17 protein-coding genes are annotated in these 25484 nt (G+C 67.5%); 7 read left to right on the forward strand and 10 right to left on the reverse strand.

Annotated features, from left to right (window positions below; translation table 11 throughout):
* Positions 1-60: 60 nt before the first annotated feature.
* Positions 61-5727, reverse strand: coding sequence for an excinuclease ABC subunit UvrA (gene uvrA / locus RXV79_RS22050; RefSeq protein ID WP_316700239.1), 5667 nt, complete (start codon positions 5725-5727; stop codon positions 61-63).
* A 231-nt stretch (positions 5728-5958) separates the two neighbouring features.
* On the opposite strand from uvrA, the gene RXV79_RS22055 reads away from it, so the two are divergent.
* From RXV79_RS22055 to RXV79_RS22080, 6 genes are all read left to right on the forward strand, one after another.
* On the forward strand, positions 5959-7314 hold the full coding sequence (locus RXV79_RS22055; protein ID WP_316700240.1) for a hypothetical protein: 1356 nt from the start codon (positions 5959-5961) through the stop codon (positions 7312-7314).
* 143 nt (positions 7315-7457) lie between these two features.
* Positions 7458-8978 carry an acyl--CoA ligase gene (locus RXV79_RS22060; RefSeq protein ID WP_316700241.1) on the forward strand — a complete coding sequence of 507 codons (1521 nt, stop codon included), beginning with the start codon at positions 7458-7460 and terminating at the stop codon, positions 8976-8978.
* A gap of 54 nt (positions 8979-9032) precedes the next feature.
* A complete protein-coding gene (locus tag RXV79_RS22065; RefSeq protein WP_316700242.1) occupies positions 9033-10028 on the forward strand; it encodes a Bug family tripartite tricarboxylate transporter substrate binding protein in 996 nt (331 codons plus the stop codon).
* A 43-nt stretch (positions 10029-10071) separates the two neighbouring features.
* Positions 10072-10572 (forward strand): tripartite tricarboxylate transporter TctB family protein, encoded by a 501-nt coding sequence (locus RXV79_RS22070; RefSeq protein ID WP_316700243.1) that lies wholly within the window; start codon positions 10072-10074, stop codon positions 10570-10572.
* A gap of 1 nt (position 10573) precedes the next feature.
* The gene (locus RXV79_RS22075) at positions 10574-12079 is read left to right on the forward strand and encodes a tripartite tricarboxylate transporter permease (RefSeq protein ID WP_316700244.1); all 1506 of its coding nucleotides are present in this window, start codon (positions 10574-10576) and stop codon (positions 12077-12079) included.
* Positions 12076-13086, forward strand: coding sequence for a 2-dehydropantoate 2-reductase (locus RXV79_RS22080; RefSeq protein ID WP_316700245.1), 1011 nt, complete (start codon positions 12076-12078; stop codon positions 13084-13086). The genes RXV79_RS22075 and RXV79_RS22080 overlap by 4 nt, the downstream gene beginning before the upstream one ends.
* Before the next feature lie 662 nt (positions 13087-13748).
* Here RXV79_RS22080 and RXV79_RS22085 read toward each other — a convergent pair.
* Positions 13749-14516 (reverse strand): fumarylacetoacetate hydrolase family protein, encoded by a 768-nt coding sequence (locus RXV79_RS22085; RefSeq protein WP_316700246.1) that lies wholly within the window; start codon positions 14514-14516, stop codon positions 13749-13751.
* A 174-nt stretch (positions 14517-14690) separates the two neighbouring features.
* On the opposite strand from RXV79_RS22085, the gene RXV79_RS22090 reads away from it, so the two are divergent.
* Positions 14691-15803: an ABC transporter substrate-binding protein gene (locus RXV79_RS22090; protein WP_316700247.1), complete on the forward strand. Its 1113-nt coding sequence runs from the start codon at positions 14691-14693 to the stop codon at positions 15801-15803.
* Here the strand turns inward: RXV79_RS22090 and RXV79_RS22095 are convergent, their stop codons facing one another.
* From RXV79_RS22095 to RXV79_RS22130, 8 genes are all read right to left on the reverse strand, one after another.
* Positions 15804-16652 (reverse strand): alpha/beta fold hydrolase, encoded by an 849-nt coding sequence (locus tag RXV79_RS22095; RefSeq protein ID WP_316700248.1) that lies wholly within the window; start codon positions 16650-16652, stop codon positions 15804-15806. It abuts the gene before it with no gap.
* On the reverse strand, positions 16649-17725 hold the full coding sequence (locus tag RXV79_RS22100) for a branched-chain amino acid ABC transporter permease (protein WP_316700249.1): 1077 nt from the start codon (positions 17723-17725) through the stop codon (positions 16649-16651). The genes RXV79_RS22095 and RXV79_RS22100 overlap by 4 nt, the downstream gene beginning before the upstream one ends.
* Complete coding sequence (locus tag RXV79_RS22105; protein ID WP_316700250.1) at positions 17722-18759, reverse strand: branched-chain amino acid ABC transporter permease; 1038 nt, start codon at positions 18757-18759, stop codon at positions 17722-17724. The genes RXV79_RS22100 and RXV79_RS22105 overlap by 4 nt, the downstream gene beginning before the upstream one ends.
* Positions 18756-19490: an ABC transporter ATP-binding protein gene (locus RXV79_RS22110; RefSeq protein ID WP_316700251.1), complete on the reverse strand. Its 735-nt coding sequence runs from the start codon at positions 19488-19490 to the stop codon at positions 18756-18758. The genes RXV79_RS22105 and RXV79_RS22110 overlap by 4 nt, the downstream gene beginning before the upstream one ends.
* Positions 19487-20242 (reverse strand): ABC transporter ATP-binding protein, encoded by a 756-nt coding sequence (locus tag RXV79_RS22115; protein WP_316700252.1) that lies wholly within the window; start codon positions 20240-20242, stop codon positions 19487-19489. The genes RXV79_RS22110 and RXV79_RS22115 overlap by 4 nt, the downstream gene beginning before the upstream one ends.
* Positions 20243-20259: 17 nt before the next feature.
* Positions 20260-21465 (reverse strand): substrate-binding domain-containing protein, encoded by a 1206-nt coding sequence (locus RXV79_RS22120; RefSeq protein WP_316700253.1) that lies wholly within the window; start codon positions 21463-21465, stop codon positions 20260-20262.
* Positions 21466-21672: 207 nt separating this feature from the next.
* Positions 21673-23835 carry a TonB-dependent receptor plug domain-containing protein gene (locus RXV79_RS22125; protein ID WP_316700254.1) on the reverse strand — a complete coding sequence of 721 codons (2163 nt, stop codon included), beginning with the start codon at positions 23833-23835 and terminating at the stop codon, positions 21673-21675.
* 157 nt (positions 23836-23992) lie between these two features.
* Positions 23993-25453 (reverse strand): sigma-54 interaction domain-containing protein, encoded by a 1461-nt coding sequence (locus RXV79_RS22130; protein ID WP_316700255.1) that lies wholly within the window; start codon positions 25451-25453, stop codon positions 23993-23995.
* Between the last annotated feature and the right edge of the window lie 31 nt (positions 25454-25484).

A 25484-nucleotide genomic window follows, 5' to 3' on the forward strand; every position in this document is an offset into this window, starting at 1 on the left:
AATCTGTAGCACGGCGCAGGGTGGATCGAGACTTTGTTGGCAGCGCGCCCTGCCCTGCGCTCACCTCGCCAGCACCGGCCTCAGCGCCGCCCCCGTGTGGCTGGCCTTGACCTTCACGAGCGAGGCCGGGTCGGTGGCCGAGACCACCGTGCCACCGGCCGCGCCGCCTTCGGGGCCCATGTCGATCACCCAATCGGCCTCGGCGATCACGTCGAGGTCGTGCTCGATGACGACCACGCTGTGGCCGCCGTCGACCAGGCGGTGCAGCACGCGGATGAGCTTCTCCACGTCTGCCATGTGCAGGCCGACCGTGGGCTCGTCGAGCACGTAGAGCGTGTGTGGGGCCTTCTGGCCTCGCCGCGTGACATCGTCGCGCACCTTGGTGAGTTCGGTGACGAGCTTGATGCGTTGCGCTTCGCCGCCGCTCAGCGTGGGCGAGGGTTGGCCGAGCGTGAGGTAGCCGAGGCCCACGTCCTTCATCAGCTGCAGCGGATGGGCGATGTTGGGCATGGAGGCGAAGAACTCCACCGCCTCGTCGATCTCCATCTGCAGCACATCGCCGATGCTCTTGCCGCGCCAGGTGACGGCAAGCGTCTCGGGGTTGAAACGCGCGCCGTGGCACACGTCGCAGGGCACCTTCACGTCGGGCAGGAAGCTCATCTCGATGGTGCGCATGCCCTGCCCTTCGCAGGCCGGGCAGCGGCCTTCGCCGGTGTTGAAGCTGAAGCGATTCGGCGCATAGCCGCGAGCGCGTGATTCGAGCGTGTCGGCGAAGAGCTTGCGGATCACGTCCCAGAAACCGATGTAGGTCGCCGGGCAGGAGCGCGGCGTCTTGCCGATGGGCGTCTGGTCGACTTCGAGCACACGGTCGATCTGTTGCCAGCCATCGATGCCGTCGCAGCCTTGCCACTTCGGCTTGGCGCCACGGGTGTTGATGAACTGCAGGTTGGCGAGCAGCACGTCGCGCGCGAGCGTGCTCTTGCCGCTGCCGCTCACGCCGGTCACGGCGACGAGGCGGTGCAGCGGGAACGGCACGTCGACCTGCTGCAGGTTGTGCAGCGAGGCGTTGCGCAGCAGCAGCTGCGGCTGGTCAGCGCCGATCTCGCGGCGCGTTTGCAGCGGGTGCAGCAGCGGCTTGGCAAGGAAACGGCCGGTGATGGAATCGGCCTGCGACGAGATCTCGCTCACCGTGCCTTGTGCCACCAGCCGGCCGCCGCGTTTGCCGGCGCTCGGGCCGATGTCGATGATGTGGTCGGCGCGCCGGATGGTGTCTTCGTCGTGCTCCACCACCACCAGCGTGTTGCCCTTGTCGCCGAGCTTGTGCAGCGCGTTGAGCAGCACTTGGTTGTCGCGCGGGTGCAGGCCGATGGTCGGCTCGTCGAGCACGTAGCACACACCCTGCAGGTTGCTGCCGAGTTGTGCGGCCAGGCGGATGCGTTGTGCTTCGCCACCGCTCAGCGTGGGCGCCGCGCGGTCGAGCGTGAGATAGCCGAGGCCGACTTCTTCGAGAAACTCCAGGCGGTTCTTGATTTCGATGACGACATCGCGGGCGATCTCGGCATCACGGCCGGTGAGCTTCAGGTCTTCAATCCACTCGCGGCACTGGCTCACCGACCACTGCGCAATCCAGGCGATGGAGTGCTCCTCGAAGGTCACCGCGCGCGAAATGGGGTTGAGGCGCGTGCCGGCGCAGATCTCGCACGGCGCATCGACAACGCCTTCGACCTCGGCATCCTCGGCCGGGAAGCTTTGCTCGCGGCCCTGCTCGTCACGCTCGATCACCGAGTCGTCGTACGCCTTGCGCTGCTCCTTGGTCAAGGCGAGGCCGGTGCCCACGCAGCCGGGGCACCAGCCGTGCTTGCTGTTGTAGCTGAACATGCGCGGGTCGAGCTCGGGGTAGCTCGTGCCGCAGGTCGGGCAGGCGCGCTTGGTGGAGAAGACCTTCACGCCTCCGATGCGCTTGGTGGAGCTTCCCGCCATCAATGCGCCTTTGAGCCCATCGAGCGGCGTGAGCAGGTGCATCACGCCCTTGCCGAGGTCAAGCGCCTGCGTGAGCAGCGCGCGCAGCTCGGCTTCGTTGTTGACGCTCACCACCAGGTCGCCGACCGGCAGCTCCAGCGTGTGCTCCTTGAAGCGGTCGAGGCGGGGAAACGGGTCGACGGGCAGGAACTCGCCGTCCACACGCAGGTGCGAATGGCCGCGCTGCTTGGCCCACTTCGCGAGGTCGGTGTAGACGCCCTTGCGGTTGACGACCAGCGGCGCGAGAAGGCCCACGTGCTGACCCTTGTGGTCGCGCACGATCTGCGCGGCGATGCTCTCGGCGCTCTGCGGCTTGACCGGCGAGCCGTCCTTTACGCAGTGCTGGATGCCGAGCTTCACGTACAAGAGCCGCAGGAAGTGCCACACCTCGGTGGTGGTGGCCACCGTGCTCTTGCGGCCGCCACGCGAGAGGCGCTGTTCGATGGCGACGGTCGGCGGGATGCCGTAGACCGCATCCACCTCGGGCCGCCCCGCCGGCTGCACGATGCTGCGCGCATAGGCGTTGAGCGATTCGAGGTAGCGGCGCTGGCCTTCGTTGAAGAGGATGTCGAACGCGAGCGTGCTCTTGCCGCTGCCGCTCACGCCGGTGATCACGCTGAACTTGCCGCGCGGAATGCTGACGTCCATCGACTTCAGGTTGTGCTCGCGGGCGTTGACGATGCGGATCGATTCGTCGATTGGCTGGCGCAGCACCGTCTGCAGCGGGCGGCCTTCTTCCACACGCAGCGCGCCGTTGAGGCCGAGCGCGCGGTCGTAGGCGGCCAGGGCCTTGCCGGTGTGCGAGGTCGGGTGCTGCTTCACGTCATCGGGCGAACCCACGCACACCACCTCGCCACCGCCCTCACCGCCTTCGGGGCCGAGGTCGATCAGCCAGTCACTGGCGCGGATCACGTCGAGGTTGTGTTCGATCACGACCAGCGAGTGGCCTGCTTCCAGCAGCTTGCGGAAGGCGCGCATCAGCTTGGCGATGTCGTCGAAGTGCAGGCCGGTGGTGGGCTCGTCGAACATGAAGAGCGTGCCCTTCTTGGCCACCGCCTGCTTGCTCGCCGTGGCGCTCTGCGCGGCTTCGGCCAGAAATCCGGCGAGCTTGAGACGCTGCGCTTCACCACCGCTCAAGGTCGGCACCGGCTGGCCGAGCTTCACGTACTCGAGGCCCACATCGAGGATCGGCTGCAGCACGCGCAGGACCTCGCGGTCCTGCGCGAAGAGCTGCACCGCCTCGCTCACGGTCAGCTCCAGCACGTCGGCCACGCTCAGCTCGCGCATCGCCTCGCCGGGAAGGCGGCGGTCGATCTTCACCTCCAGCGTCTCGGCGCGGTAGCGCGTGCCGTCGCAGTCGGGGCAACGCAGGTAGATGTCGGAGAGGAACTGCATCTCCACATGCTCGAAGCCCGAGCCGCCGCAGGTCGGGCACCGCCCATCGCCGGCGTTGAAGCTGAACATCGCCGCCGTGTACCCACGCTGCTGCGCGAGCGGCGATTGCGCGAAGAGCTTGCGGATCTCGTCGAAGGCGCCGACGTAGCTCGCCGGGTTGGAGCGTGCGGTCTTGCCGATGGGCGACTGGTCGACGAAGACCGCATCGCTCAGCCAGTCGCCGCCCAGCAGGCGATCGTGCTCGCCGGGCGTTTCGGTCGCCTTGCCGAAATGCCGGGCGAGCGCGGGGTAGAGCACGTCTTGCATCAAGGTGCTCTTGCCGGAGCCGGAGACACCGGTCACGCACACAAGCCGCTGCAGCGGGAACTCGACCGTCACGTTCTTCAGGTTGTGGTCGCGCGCGCCTTCGAGGATGAGGCGCGGCGTGCTGTCGGTGACCAGCCGCTTCATTCCCATGCCGACTTGCTTGCGTGCGCCGAGGTAGGCGCCGGTCAGCGTGTCGGCGTCGCGGATGGCCTCGGGCGTGCCGTCGAACACGATCTGCCCGCCCCGCTCGCCGGGGCCCGGGCCCATGTCGATCAGGCGATCGGCCGCGAGCATCACCGCCGGGTCGTGTTCGACCACGACGAGCGTGTTGCCCGCGTTGCGCAGCCGGTGCATCGCTTCGACGATGCGGTCCATGTCGCGCGGGTGCAGGCCGATGCTGGGCTCATCGAGCACGAACATGGTGTTGACCAGCGAGGTGCCGAGCGCGGTGGTGAGGTTGATGCGCTGCACCTCGCCGCCGCTCAGCGTGCGGCTCTGGCGGTCGAGCGTGAGGTAGCCGAGGCCGACGTCGCACAGGTACTTCAAGCGCGTGCGGATCTCGTCGAGCAGCAGCTTCAGCGCGTCGTCGAGCATGCTGCTGGGCAGCGAGATGCCGTCGAAGAAGCGCCGGATGCGGTCGATGGGCATCAGCATCAGGTCGTGCACTGTGAGGCCTGGCAGCGACTCCAGCTGTTCACGCGACCAGTCGACACCATTGGGCATGAAGCGCTTCTCGGGTGCCAGCACGCCGTCGGCATCGGCCTTGGTGCCCATGCGCCACAAGAGCGCCTCGGTCTTGAGCCGCGCGCCGTTGCAGGTCGGGCAGGTCGTGTAGCTGCGGTACTTCGACAAGAGCACGCGAATGTGCATCTTGTAGGCCTTCGATTCGAGGTACTCGAAGAAGCGCTTGATGCCGTACCACTGCTTGTTCCACTGGCCCTTCCAGTTCGGCGAGCCGTTGATGACCCAATCGCGCTGCGCTTCCGTGAGCTGCGACCACGCGGTGTCTCGCGGGATGCCCGCGTCGGCGGCGTGGCGCAGCAGGTCGTCCTGCGACTCCTTCCAGGCTGGCGTCTGGATGGTCTTGATCGCGCCGGCACGCAGGGTCTTGCGGTGGTCGGGGATCACCAGGCCCCAGTCGACGCCGATCACCCGGCCGAAGCCGCGGCAGGACTCGCAGGCGCCCATCGCGCTGTTGAACGAGAAGAGCGCCGGCTGCGGGTCGGCATAGCGGATGTCGCTGTCGGGGCAGTGCAGGCCGGTGGAATAGCGCCACAGTTGCGGCTCGGCCCCTTCCTCGGCGCGCAGCACGTAGACGTTCACACGGCCACTGCCGCGTTTGAGCGCCATCTCGATCGCCTCGACCGCGCGCACCTTCTCCGTGCCTTGCAGTCGGAACCGATCGGCCACCACGTCGAGCACCTTGCGCGGCCCGGTGGGCGAGGCCACCTCGCGCTCGGCCTGCACTCGCGTGAAGCCGCTGGCCGCCAGCCACTGCTCGATCTCGGCAGGCGTGGTGTTGGCCGGCAGCTCGACCGGGAAGGTGACGACCAGGCGCGGGTCGCTTTCCTTCGTGCGCGCCATCAGCTCGGCGTAGATCGTCTCCGGCGAGTCGTGCCGCACGAGCTGCGCGGTCTTCTTGTCGAACAGCTCCGAGGCACGCGCGAAGAGCAGCTTCAGGTGATCGTTCAGCTCCGTCATCGTGCCCACGGTAGAGCGCGAGGTGCGCACCGGGTTGGTCTGGTCGATGGCGATGGCAGGTGGCACACCGTCGACCCGGTCGACCGCCGGCCGGTCCATCCGGTCGAGGAACTGGCGCGCGTAGGCGCTGAAGGTCTCGACGTAGCGTCGCTGCCCCTCGGCATACAGCGTGTCGAACACCAGGCTCGACTTGCCCGAGCCGCTGGGCCCGGTCACCACCGTCATTTCGCCGGTGCGGATGTCGAGGTCGAGGTTCTTGAGGTTGTGCTGGCGGGCGCCACGGATGCGGATGAGGCCTGAGGTCATGGGGATACGGGGCGCGCGCAGACGAGGAGGGGCGGAAATTCTAGGAGCCGGTGCTCACACGCTCCTGCCACAGGGCTTTGGCAGTTGCGCGACAGCAGCGCCCGACTCCCCCGCTTGGGGGAACACAGCGCACACCCGTGCACATCGGCCAGGAGCGCCGATAGACTCGCCGAGCTGCGTGCCCAGAGGGGGCTGCAACTCCACAACACGTCTCGATCGAGGGAGGTTTTCATGAGACTTTCGAAGTCAACGATTGCGTGCGCCAGCTCGGCGCTGGTGCTGGCCCTTCTGGCCGGTTGCGGCGGCGGTGGCAAGGGCCACGGCCCCTGCAGCGCGGCAGGCGGTTGCGGCAACAACGGGGGCGGCAACGGCGGCCCCAACGCCACCACGATCTCGGCGCAGCCGCAAAACCAGTCGGTGCTGACCGGCGCCACCGCCACCTTCACCGTCACGGCCACCGGCGCCGACCTGCAATACCAATGGCTGCGCAACGGCGAGGTGATCACCGGCGCCAACGCCGCCAGCTACACCACCCCGCCCGTGACCTACCTCGACAACGCCGCGCAGTACAGCGTGGTCGTCGCCGGCAAGCACGGCACGGTGGCGAGCACTGCGGCCTCGCTCACGCTCACGCTGAGCGCCGACCAGCAGATCCTCGAAGAGACCCTGCTGGCCACGGACGATTCGTCGTACCGCGTCCGCTGGAACCTCAACTACTCCGGCCCGCAGAACGCCGGCGTCAACTTCGCCTACTCGGAACGCAGCAACGTCAGCGCTTCGCCCCTGACCGCAGGGCCGCAGGTCGCCACGCCGACCCTGCCGTTCAACATGACCGCCAGCCTGCCGGTCATCGCCGCGCGCCCCACCCGCATCCTGAAAGACGGTGTCGTGCTGGTCGTGCCCGGCGTCCAGGAAGCGCGCCGCTACACCTACGTGGGCAGCGGCATCCGCACCGAGAGCCTGGCCAGTGATGGCACCACGGTCGCCTACTCGTTCATCCTGAGCGACTTCTCCAAGGTGGCGCTGAGCGGTGCGGTGGCGTCCACCCCGGCCGAGATGGCGCAGTGGTTCAACTCCTTCTGGTCCAACGCCGCCGTCCTGACCCCGGGCGCGCAATACCTGGCTGGTGCGGCATACACCAAGTACACGTCCATCAACGAAGGCGACCGCTACGACGCCTTCGACTGCACCACCGCCACGGTGACGGCCAACATCACCCCCTGCTTCAGCAACATCACGCTGCAGGCGGCGATGACCACGGGCATCCCCTCGAACGCCGACGCCCGCACCTACTACCTGGCCGATGGCGTGCTGACCACGGTGGGCGGTGTGCCGGTGTGGGTGGCAAACGCACCGCGCCCGGTGGCGGCCACGCTGACCTCCACGGTCACGTACCGCATCTACTTCGAGCTGAACGGCAACGTCTACACCGGCGCACTCACGCGTGACGGCGCGGTGGTCGGCGGCACCTACTACGTCGCCAACCCGACGGCACCGGCCGTCGAAGACCGCCTGGTCTTCTTCCCGTACCAGATCCGCCTCAACAAGGCGGCCCACGACAGCCTGAAGAACGCGCTCGCGCTCTGATCGCCGTCCGCCCGGCCGGCGCCCACCGGGTGCCGGCCGAGGCGTATCAGGGAATCCACTTCCCTGCCGCGTGGTGCATGTCACGCGCCGCCGACCACAATACGGCTCGATTTGAACCATCGTGCCACGTGGCCCCGCGGAACATGCCTGACACCCTGCAGCAACTGCTTTCCACCGGCGCCGACGGCGCCATCGCCATCTCGGCCCCGGGCCGCACGGCCCTCAGCTACCGCGATCTGCGCGCCCTTGTGCAGACCACGCTCGCGAGCCTCAACGCCCTGGGCGTGGGTCGCAACGACCGGGTGGGCATCGTGCTCAACAACGGCCCCGAGATGGCCACCTGCTACATGGCCTGTGCCTCGGGCACGACCAGCGCACCGCTCAACCCGGCCTACCGTGCCGACGAGTTCGAGTTCTACCTCTCCGACCTGAACGCCAAGGCGCTGATCGTCGAGCAAGGCAGCACCTCGCCGGCCATCGACGTGGCCAAGAAGCTCGGCGTGCGCGTGCTCGACCTCGTGGTGCCGGCCGGCGCCCCGGCGGGCCAGTTCACGCTGCAGCCGCGCGACGCCGGCTCGGCCACGTCGACCACGAACGGCGGCTACAGCCAGCCGGAAGACGTGGGCATGGTGTTGCACACCTCGGGCACCACCTCGCGGCCGAAGATCGTGCCGCTGTCGGTGGCCAACCTGTGCGCGTCGGCGAAGAACATCCGCACCACGCTGCAGTTCACTCCGAACGACGTGGGCCTGAACATCATGCCGCTCTTCCACATCCACGGCCTCATCGCCGGGGTGCTGGCGCCGCTGTCGGCCGGCTCGCAGGTCTTCTGCACGCCGGGCTTCAACGCGCTCAAGTTCTTCGCGTGGATGGACGAGGCCAAGCCCACCTGGTACACCGCCGTGCCCACCATGCACCAGGCCATCATCGGCCGCGCCAAGGGCAACCTCGACGTGATCGCGCGCCACCCGCTGCGCTTCCTGCGCTCGAGCTCGTCGTCGATGCCGCCGCAGGTCATCAAGGAGTTGGAAGAGATCTTCAAGGCCCCGCTGATCGAGGCCTACGGCATGACCGAGGCCACGCACCAGATGGCCTCGAACCCGCTGCCGCCGCTGCCGCGCAAGCCCGGCAGCGTGGGCCTGCCCGCGGGCCCCGAGGTGCAAATCATGGGTGAAGACGGCAAGCTCGTCGGCCCGGGCGAGATCGGCGAGATCGTCATCAAGGGCCCCAACGTGACGCTCGGCTACGAGAACAACCCCAAGGCCAACGCCGAGGGTTACTTGAACGGCTGGTTCCGCACCGGCGACCAGGGCACGAAAGACGCCGACGGCTACATCAGCCTCACCGGCCGCCTGAAGGAGATCATCAACCGCGGCGGCGAGAAGGTGAGCCCGCGCGAGGTCGACGAGATCCTGATGGACCACCCGGCCGTCAACCAGGTGGTCTGCTTCGGCATGCCCCACCCCAAGCTCGGCGAAGAAGTGGCCGCGGTGGTGGTGCTGAAGGAAGGCCAGACCGCTACCGAACGTGAATTGCAGGACTTCGTGGGCACACGCGCCGCGGAGTTCAAGGTGCCGAAGAAGATCCTCTTCATGGAAGAAATTCCCAAGGGGGCGACCGGCAAGCTGCAACGCATAGGCCTGGCCCAGAAGCTCGGCCTCTGACCCACCGACGGCGCCCGGTCCACGGCGTCACTCCGACACACGAAGAGGAACGCTGTGAAGACAACACTTTGCCTGACCCTCCTGGCCGCGGCCTGTGCCGTGGCGGCCCCGCCCGCCTTCGCCTGGGAACCCACCAAGCCCATCGAGTTCGTGGTGCCCGCGGGCACCGGCGGCGGCGCCGACCAGATGGCGCGCTTCATCCAGGGTGTGGCGGCGAAGAACAAGCTCACCGCGCAGCCCATCGTCGTCGTCAACAAGGCCGGCGGTGCCGGCGCCGAAGGCTTTCTCGACGTGAAGGGCGACAAGGGCAACGCGCACAAGATCGTCATCACGCTGTCGAACCTCTTCACCACGCCGCTGGCCACCGGCGTGCCCTTCAACTGGCGCGACCTCACGCCGGTGTCGATGCTGGCGCTCGACAACTTCATCCTGTGGGTGAACGCCGAGTCGCCCTACAAGACGCCGAAGGAATACCTCGCCGCCGTGAAGGCCCAGCCCGACAAGACCTTCAAGATGGGCGGCACCGGCTCCAAGCAGGAAGACCAGATCATCACCGTGCTGATGGAGAAGACCGCCGGCAAGAAGATGACCTACATCCCGCTCAAGGGCGGTGGCGACGTGGCGGTGCAGCTCGTGGGCAAGCACATCGACTCCACCGTCAACAACCCCATCGAAGCCGAGTCGCACTGGCGCTCGGGCGCGCTGCGCCCGCTGTGCGTGATGGACAAGAAGCCGCTAGCCTACCCCGCCAAGGTCACCGCCACCCAGTCGTGGCAGGACGTGCCCACCTGCACCTCGGCCGGCCTGCCGGTCGACTACCTGATGCTGCGCGGTGTGTTCATGCCGCCCGGCGTCACGCCCGACCAGGTGAAGTACTACGTCGACCTGTTCCAGAAAGTGCGTGCCTTGCCGGAGTGGAAGACCTTCATGGAAAAAGGCGCGTTCACGCAGACCGTCATGAGCGGCCCCGAGTTCGTCGACTGGCTCGGCAAGAACGAGCAACTGCACCGCGTGTTGATGAAGGAAGCCGGGTTCCTGGCCACGAACTGATCGCAAGCGCCAGCCGGCTTGGGCGGAAAGGGAGAAAGGGAACATGGATTCAGAACACCAAAAACCCGGCCCCAGCACCCGCGGCCCCGAGCTGGCGCTGGCCGGCTTCCTCATGGTGCTGGCCGGCTTCGTGATCGTCGACAGCGTGCGCACCGGCATCGGCTGGGGCGACGACGGGCCGAAGTCGGGCTACTTCCCCTTCCGCATCGGCCTGCTCCTGCTGGGCGCGAGCGGCTGGGTGTTCGTGACCACGCTGCTCAAGTGGCGCGAGACGCACCCGCTCTTCGCCGAGCGCTCGCAACTCGCCACCGTGATGGCGATGTTGATCCCGATGGTGGTGTACGTGGGCGGCATCGCCTTCCTCGGCCTCTACGTGTCGTCGCTGGTGCTCATCGGCTACTTCATGCGCCGCTACGGCAGGTTCGGCTGGCCACTTACCGCGGCGGTGTCGGTGGGGGTGCCGCTCGTGTTCTTCCTGGTCTTCGAACGCTGGTTCCTCGTGCCGCTGCCCAAGGGCCCGATCGAACGCCTCCTGGGCTTCTGACATGGAAGAACTCTCGAACCTGCTCAACGGCTTCGCGGTCGCGATGACCGTGCCCAACCTCGGCTACATGCTGATCGGCATCACGCTCGGCGTGCTGATCGGCGTGCTGCCCGGCCTGGGCGGCGCCAACGGCATCGCCATCCTGCTGCCGCTCACCTTCAGCATGAACCCCACGTCGGCCATCATCATGCTGTCGTGCATCTACTGGGGTGCGCTCTTCGGCGGGGCGATCACCTCCATCCTCTTCAACATCCCCGGCGAACCCTGGTCGGTGGCCACCACCTTCGACGGCTACCCGATGGCGCAGAAGGGCCAGGCGGCGCAGGCGTTGACGGCAGCCTTCACCTCGTCGTTCGTCGGCGCCCTCTTCGCCGTGCTGCTCATCACCTTCCTTGCACCGCTGCTCGCCAAGTTCGCTCTGAAGTTCGGCCCTGCCGAGTTCTTCGCGGTGCAGCTGCTCACCTTCTGCAGCTTCGTCGGCATGAGCAAGGAGCCGCCCGCGAAGGTGATCGCGGCCATGATGCTCGGCTTCGCGCTCGCCGCCGTCGGCATGGACACCGTGACCGGCCAGCTGCGCATGACCTACGGCCAGCCCGAGCTGCTCAAGGGCTTCGACTTCCTGATCGCGGTGATCGGCCTCTTCGGCATCGGCGAGATCCTGCTCACGATGGAAGAAGGCCTTGCGTTCAAGGGCAAGACGGCGCGCATCAACCTCAAGGTCGTGTTCGAGACCTGGGCCACGCTGCCTCGCTACTGGCTCACCTTCCTGCGCTCCACCGCCATCGGCTGCTGGATGGGCATCACGCCGGGCGGCGCCACGCCGGCGTCGTTCATGAGCTACGGCATGGCGCGGCGCATGTCGAAAGACCCGCAGGGCTTTGGCAAGGGCAACCTCGAAGGCGTGATCGCGCCCGAAACCGCGGCGCACGCGGCCGGCACCTCGGCGCTCCTGCCCATGCTCACGCTCGGCATCCCCGGCTCGCCCACCGCGGCGGTGCTGCTGGGTGGCCTGATGATCTGGGGCCTGCAACCCGGGCCCATGCTCTTCGTCGAGCACAAGGACTTCGTCTGGGGCCTGATCGCCTCGATGTACACCGGCAACATCGTCGGCCTGCTGGTCGTGCTCACCACCGTGCCCTTCTGGGCCGGCTTCCTGCGCATCCCGTTCTCCGTCATCGCGCCGGTGATCGTGGTCATCTGCGCGATCGGCGCCTACACGGTGCACAGTTCGATGTTCGACGTGATCATGATGATGGTGTTCGGCGTGCTCGGTTATCTCTTCAAGAAACTCAAATACCCGCTGGCCCCGCTGGTGCTGGCGCTCGTGCTCGGCGACATGGCCGAAGCGAGCTTCCGCCAGGCGATGCTGCTGTCGCAGGGCAGCCTGTCGATCTTCTGGGCCAACCCGCTCGTCGGCAGCATCGCCGGCCTCGCGGTCGCCCTGCTGCTGTGGCCGCTGCTCGGTTCGGCCCGCGGCTACTTCAAGCCCAAGGAGGCGGTGGCATGAAGATCGCCATCGTCGGCGCGGGGGCCATCGGCGGCTACCTCGGCGCGAAGCTGTCGCTGGCCGGTGAAGACGTCACCTTCATCGCTCGCAACAAGAACCTCGCGGCGATCAACGCCAACGGCTTCAAGCTGATCACCGAAGACGGCAGCGAGCAGCACGCCGCCACGGTGCGTGCCGTGCAGGCGATGGCCGACGCCGGCCCGCAGGACGCGGTGCTGCTCACGGTGAAGGCGCATCAGTTGAAGGACCTGCTGCCCGAGCTGCGCGCCCTCTTCGGGCCCGAGACGATGGTCGTCACGATGATCAACGGCCTGCCGTGGTGGTACTTCCACAAGCTTGCCGGCCCCTACGAAGGCCGCCAGCTGGAAAGCGTGGACCCGGGCGGCGTGATCGCGCAGCACATCGAGCCCGAGCGCGTGATCGGCAGCGTGGTCTACCCCGCGGCCGAGCTCGTGGCGCCCGGCGTGGTGAAGGTGATCGAAGGCAACCGCTTCACCTTGGGTGAGCCCGATGGCAGCCGCAGCCCGCGCATCGAGGCGCTGTCGCAGGCGATGATGAAAGCCGGCTTCAAGGCGCCGGTCAGCAAGGACATTCGCGGAGAGATCTGGGTGAAGCTGTGGGGCAACCTGAGCTTCAACCCGATCAGCGCGCTGACGCATGCCACGCTGCAGGACATCTGCCGAGATGCGGGCACCCGGGAGCTGGCGGCGAACATGATGCGCGAGGCGCAGACGCTCGGGGAGAAGCTCGGGGTGGAGTTCAAGATCTCGCTCGACAAGCGGATCGCGGGCGCCGAAGCGGTGGGGGCGCACAAGACGTCGATGCTGCAGGACGTCGAGGCGGGGCGTGCGCTCGAGCTGGAGGCGTTGGTGGGCAGCGTGCGGGAGTTGGGGCGCATCACGGGGACGGCGACGCCGACGATCGATGCGGTCTATGCGCTTGCTCGGTTGCTTGGGAAGACGCTTGTTGAGGCGAAGGGGCGGCTGGCTGTGCAGCCTGCGGCTTGATTCGTTTTTCACTGCGTGGCGGCATGCCGGGTCTCGGCCCGGCGGCCGAGTTACTTCTTTTGCTTCGCCAAAAGAAGTAACCAAGAAAAGGCGACCCGACGGTGGCGGTCCGGCCGGAGGCCGGACTGCTCTGCGGTGCTCGGTCTTGAGGGGTCGGGCAGAACTCGCTACGCGGCCGGTGGCCGCTGCGCTCAAACAGCTGCCCGAAGTCAGTTCACGAACGCGCTGACGCGCGCCCCCTCAAGCCCTGCGCTCCTCGACGCCACCCACGGGTAGCCTTACGGCTCGCTTCGCATCGCCTCCAAGGTAGGAGCGCCTTGCGCCCCACCCATCAAGCACGAGGCGAAGCGAGCCGAGAGTACGAGGCCCGCGAAGCGGGCGAGGGTATCCCGGGGCCCTTGAGAGCCGTCGAGCAGCGCAGGGCTTGGGGTGGCGTGCGAAGCACGCTTCGTCGTCTGACTTCGGGCAGCTGTTTGAACGTAGCGAGCGAAGCTCGCGGAGTGAGTTCTGCCCGACACCCCAAGACCGAGCAGCGCAGAGAAGTCGGCCCTAGGCCGACCGGCGAACGGGGTGCCTTTTCTTTTGGTTCCTTTTCTTTGGGCAAGCAAAGAAAAGGGACTCGCCCGCCGGGGCGAAATCCCGGCAAAGCCGCCACGCAGCGATCACCCGTAGAGATTCTTCAACACCCCAATCCCCTCAATCTCCACCTCGACCTCCGTCCCCGCCTTCATCGGCAGCACCCCCAGCGAGGTCCCGCACAAGATCACGTCCCCCGGCAGCAGCGTCATGTCGAACGACAACCGAGACACCAGCTCCGCGGGCGAAAAGATCATGTCGCTCAGCGGGAAGTTCTGCCGCTCCCGCCCGCCAACACGTGTGCGCAGCACCGCCTCCCGCCAATCGAAGTCGGTCTCCACAACCGGCCCGAACGCCCCAAACCCATCAAAACTCTTCGCCCGAGCCCACTGCGGAAAGCTCGGATCACGCCCAATCAGCTCCATCGCCGTCACATCATTGGCACAGCTGTAGCCGAAGATGCACGAGGGCGCCTCCGCCACGCTGACGCCGCGCGCCGTCTTGCCGATCACGATGGCCAGCTCGCCCTCATAGGCCACTCGCCCGTCGTACCCCCTCGGCACCGGAATCCCCTGCCCATGCGCAGCCGCACTCGACACGGCCTTCAGGAAGTACAGCGGCTCGGCCGGCACCGCCCACCCGTTCTTCTCGGCCGCGGCGTGGAAGTTGTTCCACAGCCCGACGATCTTGCCCGGCACGCAGGGCGTGAGCCATTCCACCTGCGCCAGCGGCACACGCTGGCCGGTGGGCGCCGAGTCGCCGAAGAGATCGCCCTCGTGCACCAGCACCTCGTCGCCCTGCAAAACGCCGAACGCCTCGGCGCCACCCGGCCCGCGAAACCGCATCCACTTCATCGCACACGCCTTTCGTGACCGAAACCGGAGGATTCTCAGGCGGCGAGCGCCAACTTTGCACCGGCACTTTCTCTGATCGCACGGGCGTTCACCGCACAACCTGTACGTAGTTGCACTGGTGGGAGGTCGCCATCACTGCATAACATCGCCCCCACTCTTACCGGAGGGTCTGATATGAACAAGCAATGGCTGACAGCCTTGTGGATGGTGGCAGCGGCGGTGGGCATCACCCCACCCGCGTGGGCGCAGATCAGGATCGGCCAGACGGCCGGCTTCAGCGGGGCGGTGGCCGCCTCGGTGAAGGAAGCAACCGACGGCGCCAAGCTCTATTTCGACGCCGTCAACGCGCGCGGCGGCATCAACGGCCAGCCGATCGAGCTGATCTCGCTCGACGACAAGTTCGACCCGAAGCTCGCCGCCGCCAACGCGAAGGAGCTGATCGACAAGGGCGTGATCTGCCTCTTCCTCAACCGGGGCACGCCGCACACGCAGGCGATCATGCCGCTGCTCACGGAGCACAAGATCCCGCTGATCGGCCCCTCGACCGGCGCGATGGTGCTGCACCAGCCGGTGCACCCGTGGCTCTTCAACGTGCGCGCCACCTACCAGCGCGAGGCCGAGCGCGCGATCTCCCACCTGAGCCTGATCGGCGTCGACCGCATCGCCATCGTGCAGGTCGACGACACCTTCGGCGCTGACGCGGTGCAAGGTGCGCTCAAGGGCCTGAGGTCGGTCAACAAGGAACCGCTGGCGCTCGAGAAGTACGACCGCGCCAAGCCCGACTTCACGGGCATCGCGCCGCGCGTGGTGGCGAAGGAGCCACAGGCGGTGATGCTCATCGGCTCGGGCACCGCCATCATCGACGGCATGAAGGCGCTGCGCGCCGCGGGCTCGAAGGCGCAGCTCGTCACCTTGTCGAACAACGCTTCGTCGGGCTTCGTGAAGGAACTGGGCCCGATCGCGCACGGCGTGGTGGTGAGCCAGGTCTTCCCCTACGAGCGCTCGATCGCCTCGCCCGTGGTGAAGGAAGCGATGGACCTGGCCAAGGCGAAAGGCCTGGAGCTGTCGCCCATCACGCTGGAAGGTTTCGTGTCGGCCAAGGTGGTGGTCGAAGGGCTGCGCCGCGCCGGCGCCGGGGCCACGCGCGACAAGCTGCGCCGCGCGCTCGAAGGCTTCAACCGCTTCGACCTCGGCGGGCTGGAGCTGAGCTACTCGCCCACCGACCACAGCGGGCTCGACTACGCCGACCTTTCCATCATCGGCCCCGACGGGCGATTCCGGCGCTGATCAGGCGGCGAAGAAGCGCTCGACCAGCGCGAACTGCTCCGGCACGTTGAGCGCCGGGGCATGCCCGCAGCCGGCAATGGTGGCCACCACCGCGCGCGGTCCGCGCTGGCGCATCTGCTCGGCCACTTCGGCCGAGAGCAGGTCGGAGCTTTCGCCGCGCAGGCACAGCACGGGGATGTCGAGGCTGTCCCAGGCTTCCCACTGCGTGTAGTCGTCGGGGTAGTGCTCGAACTGCTTCGCCATCGCGGGGTCGTAGTGCGGGGTCACGCGGCCGTCGGGCAGGCGGCGCACCGAGGTTTCGGTGAGGCGGCGCCACTGCGCATCGCTCAGCCAGCCATAGGGCTTGTAGATGGTGCGGAAGTAGGTCTCGAGTTCGCTCACGGTGTCGAACGCCGAGGGTGAACCGGCATACGCGCGGATGCGCTCGCTCGACACGCGCGTGATCTCGGGCCCCATGTCGTTGAGCACCAGACGCCGCAGCCGTCCGCGCAAGCTGGTGGCCGCCACGCGCAGGCCGATCGCGCCGCCCATCGAGGTGCCGAGCCAGTGGAAGCGCTCCACGCCGAGCTGGTTGACGAGCGAGGTGGCCAGGCGCGCGTAGAACGCGAGGCAGTACTCCTCCTTGGGGCTCGGGCTCCACTGGCTGAGGCCGCGCCCGAGGGTGTCGGGGCAGATCACGCGGTAGCGCTGCGACAGGTGCGCGGCGATGTCGTCCATGTCGCGCCCGGTGCGCGCGAGGCCGTGCCAGGCGATCACCGTCTCGTCGTGCCCCGCCCCCCACTCGGTGTAATGCAGCTCGCGGCCTTCGCAGGTGAGATAGCGGGAGGTGAACGGAGAAGAGAGGCTCATGATCGACGGCCCTTGGATCGCAGCGCCCTCAGCCGCCCCACCACGCCGGTGGGAAAGTGGTAGACCGAGAGCACGAAAAGCAGGCCCAGCCACAACAGCCAGCGGTCGGGCGAAACGAGTTGCGAGGCGACGGGCACACCCTCGACCGCACTCGCGCCGAGCTTGAGCAGGTCTTGCAGGTAGTTCTGCGCGATGACGAAGAGCACGCTGCCCACCACCGCGCCATACACCGTGCCCATGCCGCCGATCACGACGATGAGCAGGATGTCGAGCATGATCTCGAAGCTGAGCGAGGTGTCGGGGCCGTTGTAGCGCAGCCAGATCGCGAGCAGGCAGCCCGCGAGCGTCGCGAAGAGCGCCGACAGCACGTTGCTGAGCGTGCGGTACACCACCACGCGGTAGCCGATGGCCTCGGCGCGGAAGTCGTTCTCGCGGATCGCCTGCAGCACGCGGCCGAAGGGCGAGTTGACGATGCGCAGCATCACGAGCACCAGCACCACGGTCGCGACGAAGAGCAGGTAGTAGCTCAGGAAGCGGCCATCGATGCTGGCGCCGAAGAACGGCTCTTCGAGGTACTGCGTGCCGGGCTGCAGCGCTTCAGGCACCTTGAAGTTGAGGCCGTCTTCGCCACCGGTGAATTCCGAGAGTTGTGAGGCGAGCGAGAGAAACGCCGACGCCACGGCGAGCGTGATCATCGCGAAGAAGATCGCCTTCACCCGCAGGCTGAAGAGCCCGATCACCAGCGACAGCACCAGCGCCACCACCAGCGCCACACCCACTCCGAGCGCAAGCGCACCCCAGCCGGGGCCGAGCCGTGTGCTCGCAATCGCCACGCCATAGGCACCGATGCCGAAGAACATGGTGTGCGCGAAGCTCACGATGCCGGTGTAGCCGAGCAGCAGGTCGAAGCTCGCCACGAGCACGATGAAGACGAGGATCTTCGCGCCGACGTTGAGCGCCTTGGTGCTCGGGAAGAGAAACGGCGTGAGCGCGAGGCCCAGCACGATCACGACGAGGATCGCCGCGAGCCAGCGGTTGCGCGGCAGGTCGTGGGAGAGAAGTCTGGAGATCATCGGTTTGCTACCGGATAGAGACCTTGCGGGCGCCAGAGCAAGATCGCGACCATCAAGCCGATGTTGGAGAACATCGCTGCTTTCGGTGCGAGGAAGCCCACGTAGTTGGCGAGCAGGCCCACGAGCAGCGCGCCCACGAAGCACCCGAAGGTCGAGCCCAGCCCGCCGATGATGATGACGATGAAGATGAGCGTGTTGACTTGCGCGCCGATCTGCGGGATCACGTTCTGCTGGTACAGCCCCCACAGCACGCCACCGAGGCCGGCGAGTGCCGAGCCCGCGACGAACACGCCGACGAAGAGACGGCGGATGCGGTAGCCCAGGCTCTCGACCATCTCGCGGTCCTGCACGCCGGCACGGATGAGCAGGCCGAGCTTGGTGCGGTTGAGCGTGAAGAGCATCGCGAGCAGCACCACCGCGCCGATCACGACGGCGACGAGCCTGTATTTCTCGACCACCGCGTCGCCCCACAGGAGCGAGCCGCGCAGCGTGGTGGGCAGCGGCAGCGGGACCTGCTGCGGGCCCCACACGACCTTGATCAGCTCCTCGCCGATGATCATGCCGCCCATGGTCACGAGGATCTGCTTCAGGTGCTGGCCGTAGACCGGCCGCACCATCACGCGCTCGAAGGCCCAGCCAATGGCGGCGGTGACGCTCATCGCCGCCAGCATCGCGCAGAAGAGGACGGCGAGGTTCTGCAGCAGGCTGTCGGCGTCCGACCAGCCGATCATGGCGCCGAACACGCTCGTCGCCACGAAGGCGCCGAAGGCGATGAAGACGCCGTGGCCGAAGTTCAGCACGTCCATCAGGCCGAAGACAAGCGTGAGGCCCGAGGCGATGATGAAGACGATCATGCCCATCGCAAGGCCCGCCACGGTGAGCGTGAGCCACGACGACGGCGAGCCGATGGCGGGCAGTGCGAGCAGCGCGAGCAGCGGCACGAGCGCCAGCGGGATCCAGTCGAACGCGGCCTTCGGGATCGCGTCTGCCTGCGCGGGCGCCGCCGCGGCGGTGGTGGTGGTCGTCGTGTTCATTGGTGGGCTCCCAGCGACAGGCCGAGCAGCCGGTGTTGAAGGTCTTCGTCGTCGGCCAGTGCCTGCATCGCGCCGTGGTGCACCACGCGGCCGTCGTCCATCACGGCCACCCGGTCGCCGAGGGCCTTGGCCATCGCGAAGTTCTGCTCGACGAGCAGCACGGTGGTCTGCGTGCGCTTGAGCTCGCGCAGGGCCTCGATGAGGTTCTGCACGATGGCGGGCGCAAGGCCCTTGCTTGGCTCGTCGATGAGCAGGAGGCGGCGCGGCTCGACCATCGCGCGCGCGATGGCCAGCATCTGCTTCTGCCCGCCCGAGAGCTTGCCGGCGGGGTAGAGCCAGAACTTCTTCACCGCGGGGAAGAGGCCGAAGAGCCACTCCAGGCGCTGCGTGTCCATCTGCTCGGCGGTGCCGGCGTTGCGTGCGGCGAGCAGCAGGTTTTCCTTCACCGACAGGTCGCTGAAGATGCCCATGTTCTCGGGCACGTAGGCAATGCCCCGTTGCGCGATGTCGGGCGTGGGCTTGCCCGCGATGGGCTGGCCGTCGAAGGTGACCGTGCCTTGCGATGCGGCCCACAAACCCATGATGGTGCGCAGCGTGGTCGTCTTGCCGGCCCCATTGCGGCCGAGCAGCATGGTCACCTGGCCGGTGGGCACCTCGAGGTCGACACCGTGGAGGATGTGGTACTGGCCGATGTGCGTGTGCACGCCTTGCAGCTTCAGGAGCGCGCTCATGCGGCCTCCTTCGCAGCCATGCCGAGGTAGGCCTGCTGCACGACGGGCGAGGCGATCACCGTCGCCGGCTCGCCATCGGCCACGAGCTGGCCGTTGTGCAGCACGATGATGCGGTCGGCCAACTCGCGCACCACGTCCATCTTGTGCTCCACGAGCAGGATGGTCGCGTCGCGCCGCGCCTTCAGCATGCGGATGAGGTCGAGGATCACCGGCACCTCGTCGACGCTCATGCCAGCGGTGGGCTCGTCGAACATGAAGACCTGCGGGTCGAGCGCCATCAGCATCGCCACCTCGAGCTTGCGCTGGTCGCCGTGCGGCAGGCTGCTCGCGATGGCGTCGGCCTTGTCGCCGAGCTGCACCTGCTTCACGAGCTCGTGCGCACGGGCCAGCGTCTCCTTGCGGTCGAGCCACACCGACCAGAGGTTGAGCCCCTCGTGGCGGCGCGACTGCACGACCAGGCGCACGTTTTCCACCACCGTGAGGTTGGGGAAAAGCTGCGTGAGCTGGAAGGCGCGGCCGAGGCCGCGGTGCGTGCGGGTCGAGGCGGGCTCGGCGGTGATGTCGTGCCCCCCGAGCAGCACCTGCCCTTCGGTCGCGCGCAGCTGGCCGGAGATGAGGTTGAAGTAGGTGGTCTTGCCGGCGCCATTGGGGCCGACGATGGCGGTGAGCGTGCCCGGCTGGAAGGCACAGCTCACGTGGTCCACCGCCACGTGCCCGCCGAAGCGGACCGTGAGGTTGCGGGTCTCGAGCATGTCGTGTCGGTGCGCGCTCAGCGCTTGTTGCGGATCGGCACGTTCATCTCTTCCGGCTTGATCTCGCGCACGAGCTCAGGCACGCCCCAGGTGAAGGCCGGGTCCACCTTGATCTTGAAGTGGTACATCGACTGCATCGCCTGGTGGTCTTCCTTGCGGAAGGTCATCTTGCCCTTGGGCGTCTCGAAGCTCATGCCTTCCATCGTGGTGATGAGCTTGTCGGTGTTGGTGTTGCCCTGGGTCTTCTTCAAGGCTTCGACCAGCGCGATGCCGGCGCTCATGCCGCCCGCGGTGAAGAAGTCGGGTGGGGTCTGGAACTTCTTGTAGTGGTTCGCCACGAGCCACTCGTTGGCCGGGTTCTTCGGAATGCCGAAGTAGTAGTACGCCGCGCCTTCCATGCCGGGGAACTGCTTGTAGGCGGTCATGGCCGGCAGGATGTTGCCGCCGGTCGCGATCTCGATGTTGTAGCGCTTCAAGTCGAGGTCGGCGATCTTGAACGGGTTACCCGCGCCGGCCCAGATGATGAAGATGACCTTGCGGCCGGGCGCGTCCTTCAGCTTGTCGATGATGCGCTGCGCACCGGCGGTGAAGTCGGTGGTGGCGGCGGGGAGGTATTCCTCGTGGACGACCTTGGCGGTCTTGAGCGCGTCCTTGAAGGCCTTCACGCCGTCGCGGCCGAAGGCGTAGTCCTGGGCCAGGGTGGCAATGCTCACGTTGGCCTTGTCGAGCGCCACGGCGTTGGCGATGGCGTCCTGTGAGCTGTTGCGGCCGGTGCGGAAGATGTACTTGTTCCACTTGTCGCCGGTGATCGAGTCGGCCACCGCGGGCTCGACCAGCAGGATCTTCTTGTACTCCTCGGCCACGGGCAGCATGGCGAGCGCCACGCCCGAGCCGGTGGTGCCCACCGCGATGTCGGCCTTGTCGTCGCCGTAGGCGGTGGCGAGCAGGTTCTTGCCCACGTCGGGCTTGCCCTGGTCGTCTTTCTCGATCACCACCAGCTTCTTGCCGGCCACCGTCATCGTGCCACCGGTGGCGTATTCGAGGCCCATCATCAGGCCGGTGTGCGTCTGCTTGGCATAGGCCTCGAGCGGCCCGGTCTTGCCGTAGACGTGGGCGATGCGGACCTCGTTCTTGGACTGGGCCTGGACGAGCGGCGCGGTGAGCGCGAGCGCGGCAGCGGCGGCAACGGTCGTGAGGGCAACGCGGCGGGTGGCGAAGTGCATGGTGTCTCCTGGGTTCTCAGGCGGCGCAGCTGCCGCCCGTGCGAGCCGTTCTTGCGCAAAGCCTGTGCCCACAAGCACCAGATCAGGGCAAACACTAGGTTTACCTGGGAGACGCAGGGCGGCGCTGGACCGTCTTCGCCCAGATGCCGGACACGCGGCGCGAGCGTCGTGCCTGGCGCTTGGACACTGCCCAGAGTCCAGGCAGGCCTAGAGCTTCATTTCCAGACGCACCTGCCAGCTGATGTAGGAGTTGGTATCGGTCTCAGTGGTCTCACGCACCGTGCCCCCTTCGAAGCGGCTGCCGGTGAGGTAGTCGCGCGCGGCGAGGTTGCTGCCCGAGATGCGCAGCTGCAGGCCGGGGTTGAAGGCATACAGCATGAACGCATCCACCACCGTCTTCTTGCCCTGGATGACCCACTGCGTGTCGCTGATGCGGGTGGTGTAGCCGGGCTGCCAGCTCAGGTTGCCGCCGAGCGTGAGGCCCGTGCGGCGGAAGCGGTAGTCGGCGCCGAGATTGACGACGCCCGAGGCCTGCTGGTCGATGCGGTTGTCGGGGCCGGGCGTGCCTTTCACCTTCGAGCGGAAGACGCCGCCGTTGGCGCGCAGCTCGACACCGGGCGCGTCGGCCACCAGGTCGCTGAGGCGGAACTTGGCTTCGAGCTCCAGGCCCTGGGTGGTGGCGTCGCCGACGTTCTGCATGCGCGACACGTAGCGTGTGCCCTCCAGAGACGTCACGGTGCGGATGTACTGGCTGATCTCTCGGTGGAAGACACTGGCACTCAGGATGCCGCTGCCCGGGAGGTAGCGCTCGATGGCCACGTCGAGGCCGGTGGCCAGCTCGGGCTTCAGGTCGGGGTTGCCCGCCCTGTCCGGGCGCGTCTCGGAATTGGGCTGAGACTGCCGCGTGTACGGAATCAGGTTCTGCAGCGTCGGCGAGCGGTAGCTGCGTGTGAGGCTCATCCGCACCTGGTCGCGGCTCTTGGGGTCGAACTTCCACACCGTGTGCAGCAACGGGGTCCACACGCTGCTGCGGTTGTCGAACGGGGCCGCCAGGCCGTTGGCCTCGCCTTGCGTGCGGATGCTCTCCCAGCGGAGGCCCGCGTGCACCGCCCATTGCGGCGTGAGGTTCCATTCGTCCTGCGCGAACGCGGCCAAGCGCAGCGACCTGGCCGAGAAGTCGTCGCCCGAGACATCGGCCTCGCTGTGCTGCTCGTTGCGGCGGTTGTGCTCGACTTCGGCGCCGGCCACCAGCGCGTGGTCGTTGGGCAGCAGGGTGGTGAGCTTGGAGCCAAGCGTGGCGTTGGTATCTCGGGCGCTGTTGACGTCGTCGAAGTCGCTCGGCTGGGCGAGCGTGGGAGAGCCGTCGTTGTTGCGCAGGTAGCGCTGCGCGCGGCCACTCCACCGGCCTTGGCCGAGGCCGCCCTTGAGTTCGAGGCGGCCCACGCCCTCGAGGCCTCGGTTGAACTGACTGTTCAAGCGCAGCAGTTGGTAGCGGCCGGTGTTGTGGCCGGTGCTGGTGTCGTAGGGTTTCGCGACCAGGGGGGTCTGGTCGATGCGCGAGTTGCGCGTGTTGTCGGTTTCGCTGGCAATGAGCAAGGGCATCAGCACCAGCGACGTGCCCTTGTCGCCGCGCCACTGCAGGCGCCCGGTCGCATGCAGCGCAGTGCGCTCCTCGGTGGATTGCGTCGTCTCCACGCTTTCGCTTCGAATTGCCGCTTCGCGCACGGTGGTCGTCACGCTCTCGGTGTCGCGCTTGAACTTGAAGGCCGACAGCGAGAAGTTGTAGATCAGGTTGTCCACGCTGTCGTTGCGCGTCCACGAGAAGCCGGGGTGCACATGCCCCGTCTCCACGCCGAAGCCCACGCGCAAGTCGTTGAGCCGCTTCTTGAAGCCTTCTCGCGTGACGATGTTGATGGTGCCGGCAATCGCCCGCGCGCCGGTCTCGGCGGTGGGTGCGCGCAGGATCTCGATGCGCTCGATCTGCTCGGGCGTGAGCGTATCGATGGTGAGGCCCGGCGGCACACGCTCGCCGTCGATGAGGATCTGCGTGTAGCCGCTGCCGAGCCCACGCATGCGGATCGCCCCGCCCCGCCCCGGCGCGCCTTGCAGCGTGATGCCGGGCAGGCGCTTCAAGACCTCGCCCACGGTGCTGTCGCCGAAGCGCTCGATCTCCTCGCGCCCGATCACGATCTTGGCCGCGGTGGACTGGCGGCGCTCGCTCTGGTCGTTGTTGCGCGTGCCGGTGATCTCGACACGCTCGAGTTGCTGCGGCGCAGGCGCAGGCGCAGGCGCAGGCGCAGGCGAGGGTGCGGGTGGCGGTGGCGGCGTTTGTGCGTTGGCGGCGGCAGCGGCCACCGCGAGCGCGATCAAGGTGAGCGAAGAGGGAGCGTGAAGACCGTGGGCAGGCATGGGCAGCAGAGAACGAAAAGACCCTGAAGCATGCGCGGGATCACCGGCACCCGCATCGGGGAAGCCTCGCAGCCCACATTGCTGCGAGGTAAAGAAGGTGCGCCAGGCCGAACGGCAGCTAACTCGAGCCGAGCTTCTCGTACAGCGTGGCGCGCGAGATGCCCAAGAGCCGCGATGCGGCGAGCTTGTTGCCGCCGGTCGCTTCCAGGGCTTCGCGGATCGCCCGCTGCTCCAGCTCGGCGATGGCCTGCGGCAGCGGCTTGATCGCAGCCGTGGCGGCCGCCGCATCGGCCACGGGGGCGCGCGGCGCAGCAGCGGCGGGCAGCGGTGGCGGGCTCAATTGCGGCACACCGTCGACCAGGCTGCTGAAATGCGCCGCCGTGAGCACGGTGTCGTCGGTCATCAGCGTGGCCTGCTCCAGCACGTTGCGCAACTCGCGGATGTTGCCCGGCCACGCCTGGCGCGACAGCAGCTCCAGCGCATCGGGCGACAGGCCCTTGTGCGGCAAGCCGCTTCGGCGGGCGATGTCGTCGGCCAGCGCTTCGACCAGCGCTTCGAGATCAGGCAGGCGCTCGCGCAGCGCCGGCAGCCGGATGGGCAGCACGTTGAGGCGGTAGTAGAGGTCGGCGCGGAAGCTGCCCGCGGCCACCATCGCCGGCAGGTCGCGGCTCGTGGCCGCGATGATGCGCACGTCGACCCGCTCGACCTTGTTGCTGCCGAGCGGCTCGATCTCCTGCTCCTGCAGCACACGCAGCAGCTTGCTCTGCAGGGCGACCGGCATGTCGCCGATCTCGTCGAGGAAGAGCGTGCCGCCGTCGGCGAGCTTGAACTTGCCGTCGCGCCCCTTGCGGTCGGCGCCGGTGTAGGCGCCGGGGGCCACGCCGAAGAACTCGGCTTCGAGCAGCGTGTCGGGCACGGCGGCGATGTTGACGCCGACGAAGGCGCGTGAGGCGCGGGTGCTTGCCGCGTGGATGGCGTGGGCCAGCAGCTCCTTGCCGGTGCCCGTCTCGCCGAGCAGCAGCACGGTGCTGTCGGTCTGCGCCACGCGGCGCGCCTGGCGCTTGGTTTCCATCGCGACGGGGCTCGAGCCGATGAAGCTCGCGATGGTGTACTTCGGCCGGCGCTGCGCGGCGAGCTGCTGGCGCGCGTCGTCGAGCTCGCGCTGCAGGCGGCTGAACTTGGTCATCAGCGGCTGCATCGTCGTCTCGGGGTGGTCGAGCAGCACGAGGCCCAACGCGCCGATCACGCCGCCGTCGGCATCGCGCAGCGGCATGCGGCTCACGAGAAAGGTGCCGGCCTGGTTGGTGAGCAGGTCCACCAGCATGGGCTGGCCAGTCTCGATCACGTGGGCCATCAGCGTGTTGGGCACCACCTCTTCCACGAGGCGGCCCACGAAGTCGCCCTCTTCATGGCCGAGGCCGGGCAGGAAGCGCTTGTAGCCCTCGCTGATCCACACGATGCGGTGCTGGCGGTCGACCACCATCATGCCCATGGCGGCCTGCGCCAGCGTGTCGAACATGCTTTGCGCGGCGAGCTTGAGCACGCCGTCGGCATCGGCTGGAAGAGTGGTCGTCGTCATGGGCAGTGTCCGTGTGCTGGACACTTTACGC

The organism is Piscinibacter gummiphilus (assembly GCF_032681285.1).
In the GTDB taxonomy this organism is placed as follows: Bacteria; Pseudomonadota; Gammaproteobacteria; order Burkholderiales; family Burkholderiaceae_C; genus Rhizobacter; species Rhizobacter gummiphilus_A.

Excerpts from the sequence above, each read along its gene's own strand:
- RXV79_RS22100 (WP_316700249.1), bottom strand. The coding sequence starts at position 17,725 with ATGATCTCCAGACTTCTCTCCCACGACCTGCCGCGCAACCGCTGGCTC.
- RXV79_RS22080 (WP_316700245.1), top strand. The coding sequence starts at position 12,076 with ATGAAGATCGCCATCGTCGGCGCGGGGGCCATCGGCGGCTACCTCGGC.
- RXV79_RS22130 (WP_316700255.1), bottom strand. The coding sequence starts at position 25,453 with ATGACGACGACCACTCTTCCAGCCGATGCCGACGGCGTGCTCAAGCTC.
- RXV79_RS22085 (WP_316700246.1), bottom strand. The coding sequence starts at position 14,516 with ATGAAGTGGATGCGGTTTCGCGGGCCGGGTGGCGCCGAGGCGTTCGGC.
- RXV79_RS22075 (WP_316700244.1), top strand. The coding sequence starts at position 10,574 with ATGGAAGAACTCTCGAACCTGCTCAACGGCTTCGCGGTCGCGATGACC.
- RXV79_RS22095 (WP_316700248.1), bottom strand. The coding sequence starts at position 16,652 with ATGAGCCTCTCTTCTCCGTTCACCTCCCGCTATCTCACCTGCGAAGGC.
- RXV79_RS22070 (WP_316700243.1), top strand. The coding sequence starts at position 10,072 with ATGGATTCAGAACACCAAAAACCCGGCCCCAGCACCCGCGGCCCCGAG.
- RXV79_RS22090 (WP_316700247.1), top strand. The coding sequence starts at position 14,691 with ATGAACAAGCAATGGCTGACAGCCTTGTGGATGGTGGCAGCGGCGGTG.
- RXV79_RS22105 (WP_316700250.1), bottom strand. The coding sequence starts at position 18,759 with ATGAACACGACGACCACCACCACCGCCGCGGCGGCGCCCGCGCAGGCA.
- RXV79_RS22055 (WP_316700240.1), top strand. The coding sequence starts at position 5,959 with ATGAGACTTTCGAAGTCAACGATTGCGTGCGCCAGCTCGGCGCTGGTG.
- RXV79_RS22115 (WP_316700252.1), bottom strand. The coding sequence starts at position 20,242 with ATGCTCGAGACCCGCAACCTCACGGTCCGCTTCGGCGGGCACGTGGCG.
- RXV79_RS22110 (WP_316700251.1), bottom strand. The coding sequence starts at position 19,490 with ATGAGCGCGCTCCTGAAGCTGCAAGGCGTGCACACGCACATCGGCCAG.
- RXV79_RS22120 (WP_316700253.1), bottom strand. The coding sequence starts at position 21,465 with ATGCACTTCGCCACCCGCCGCGTTGCCCTCACGACCGTTGCCGCCGCT.
- RXV79_RS22060 (WP_316700241.1), top strand. The coding sequence starts at position 7,458 with ATGCCTGACACCCTGCAGCAACTGCTTTCCACCGGCGCCGACGGCGCC.
- uvrA (WP_316700239.1), bottom strand. The coding sequence starts at position 5,727 with ATGACCTCAGGCCTCATCCGCATCCGTGGCGCCCGCCAGCACAACCTC.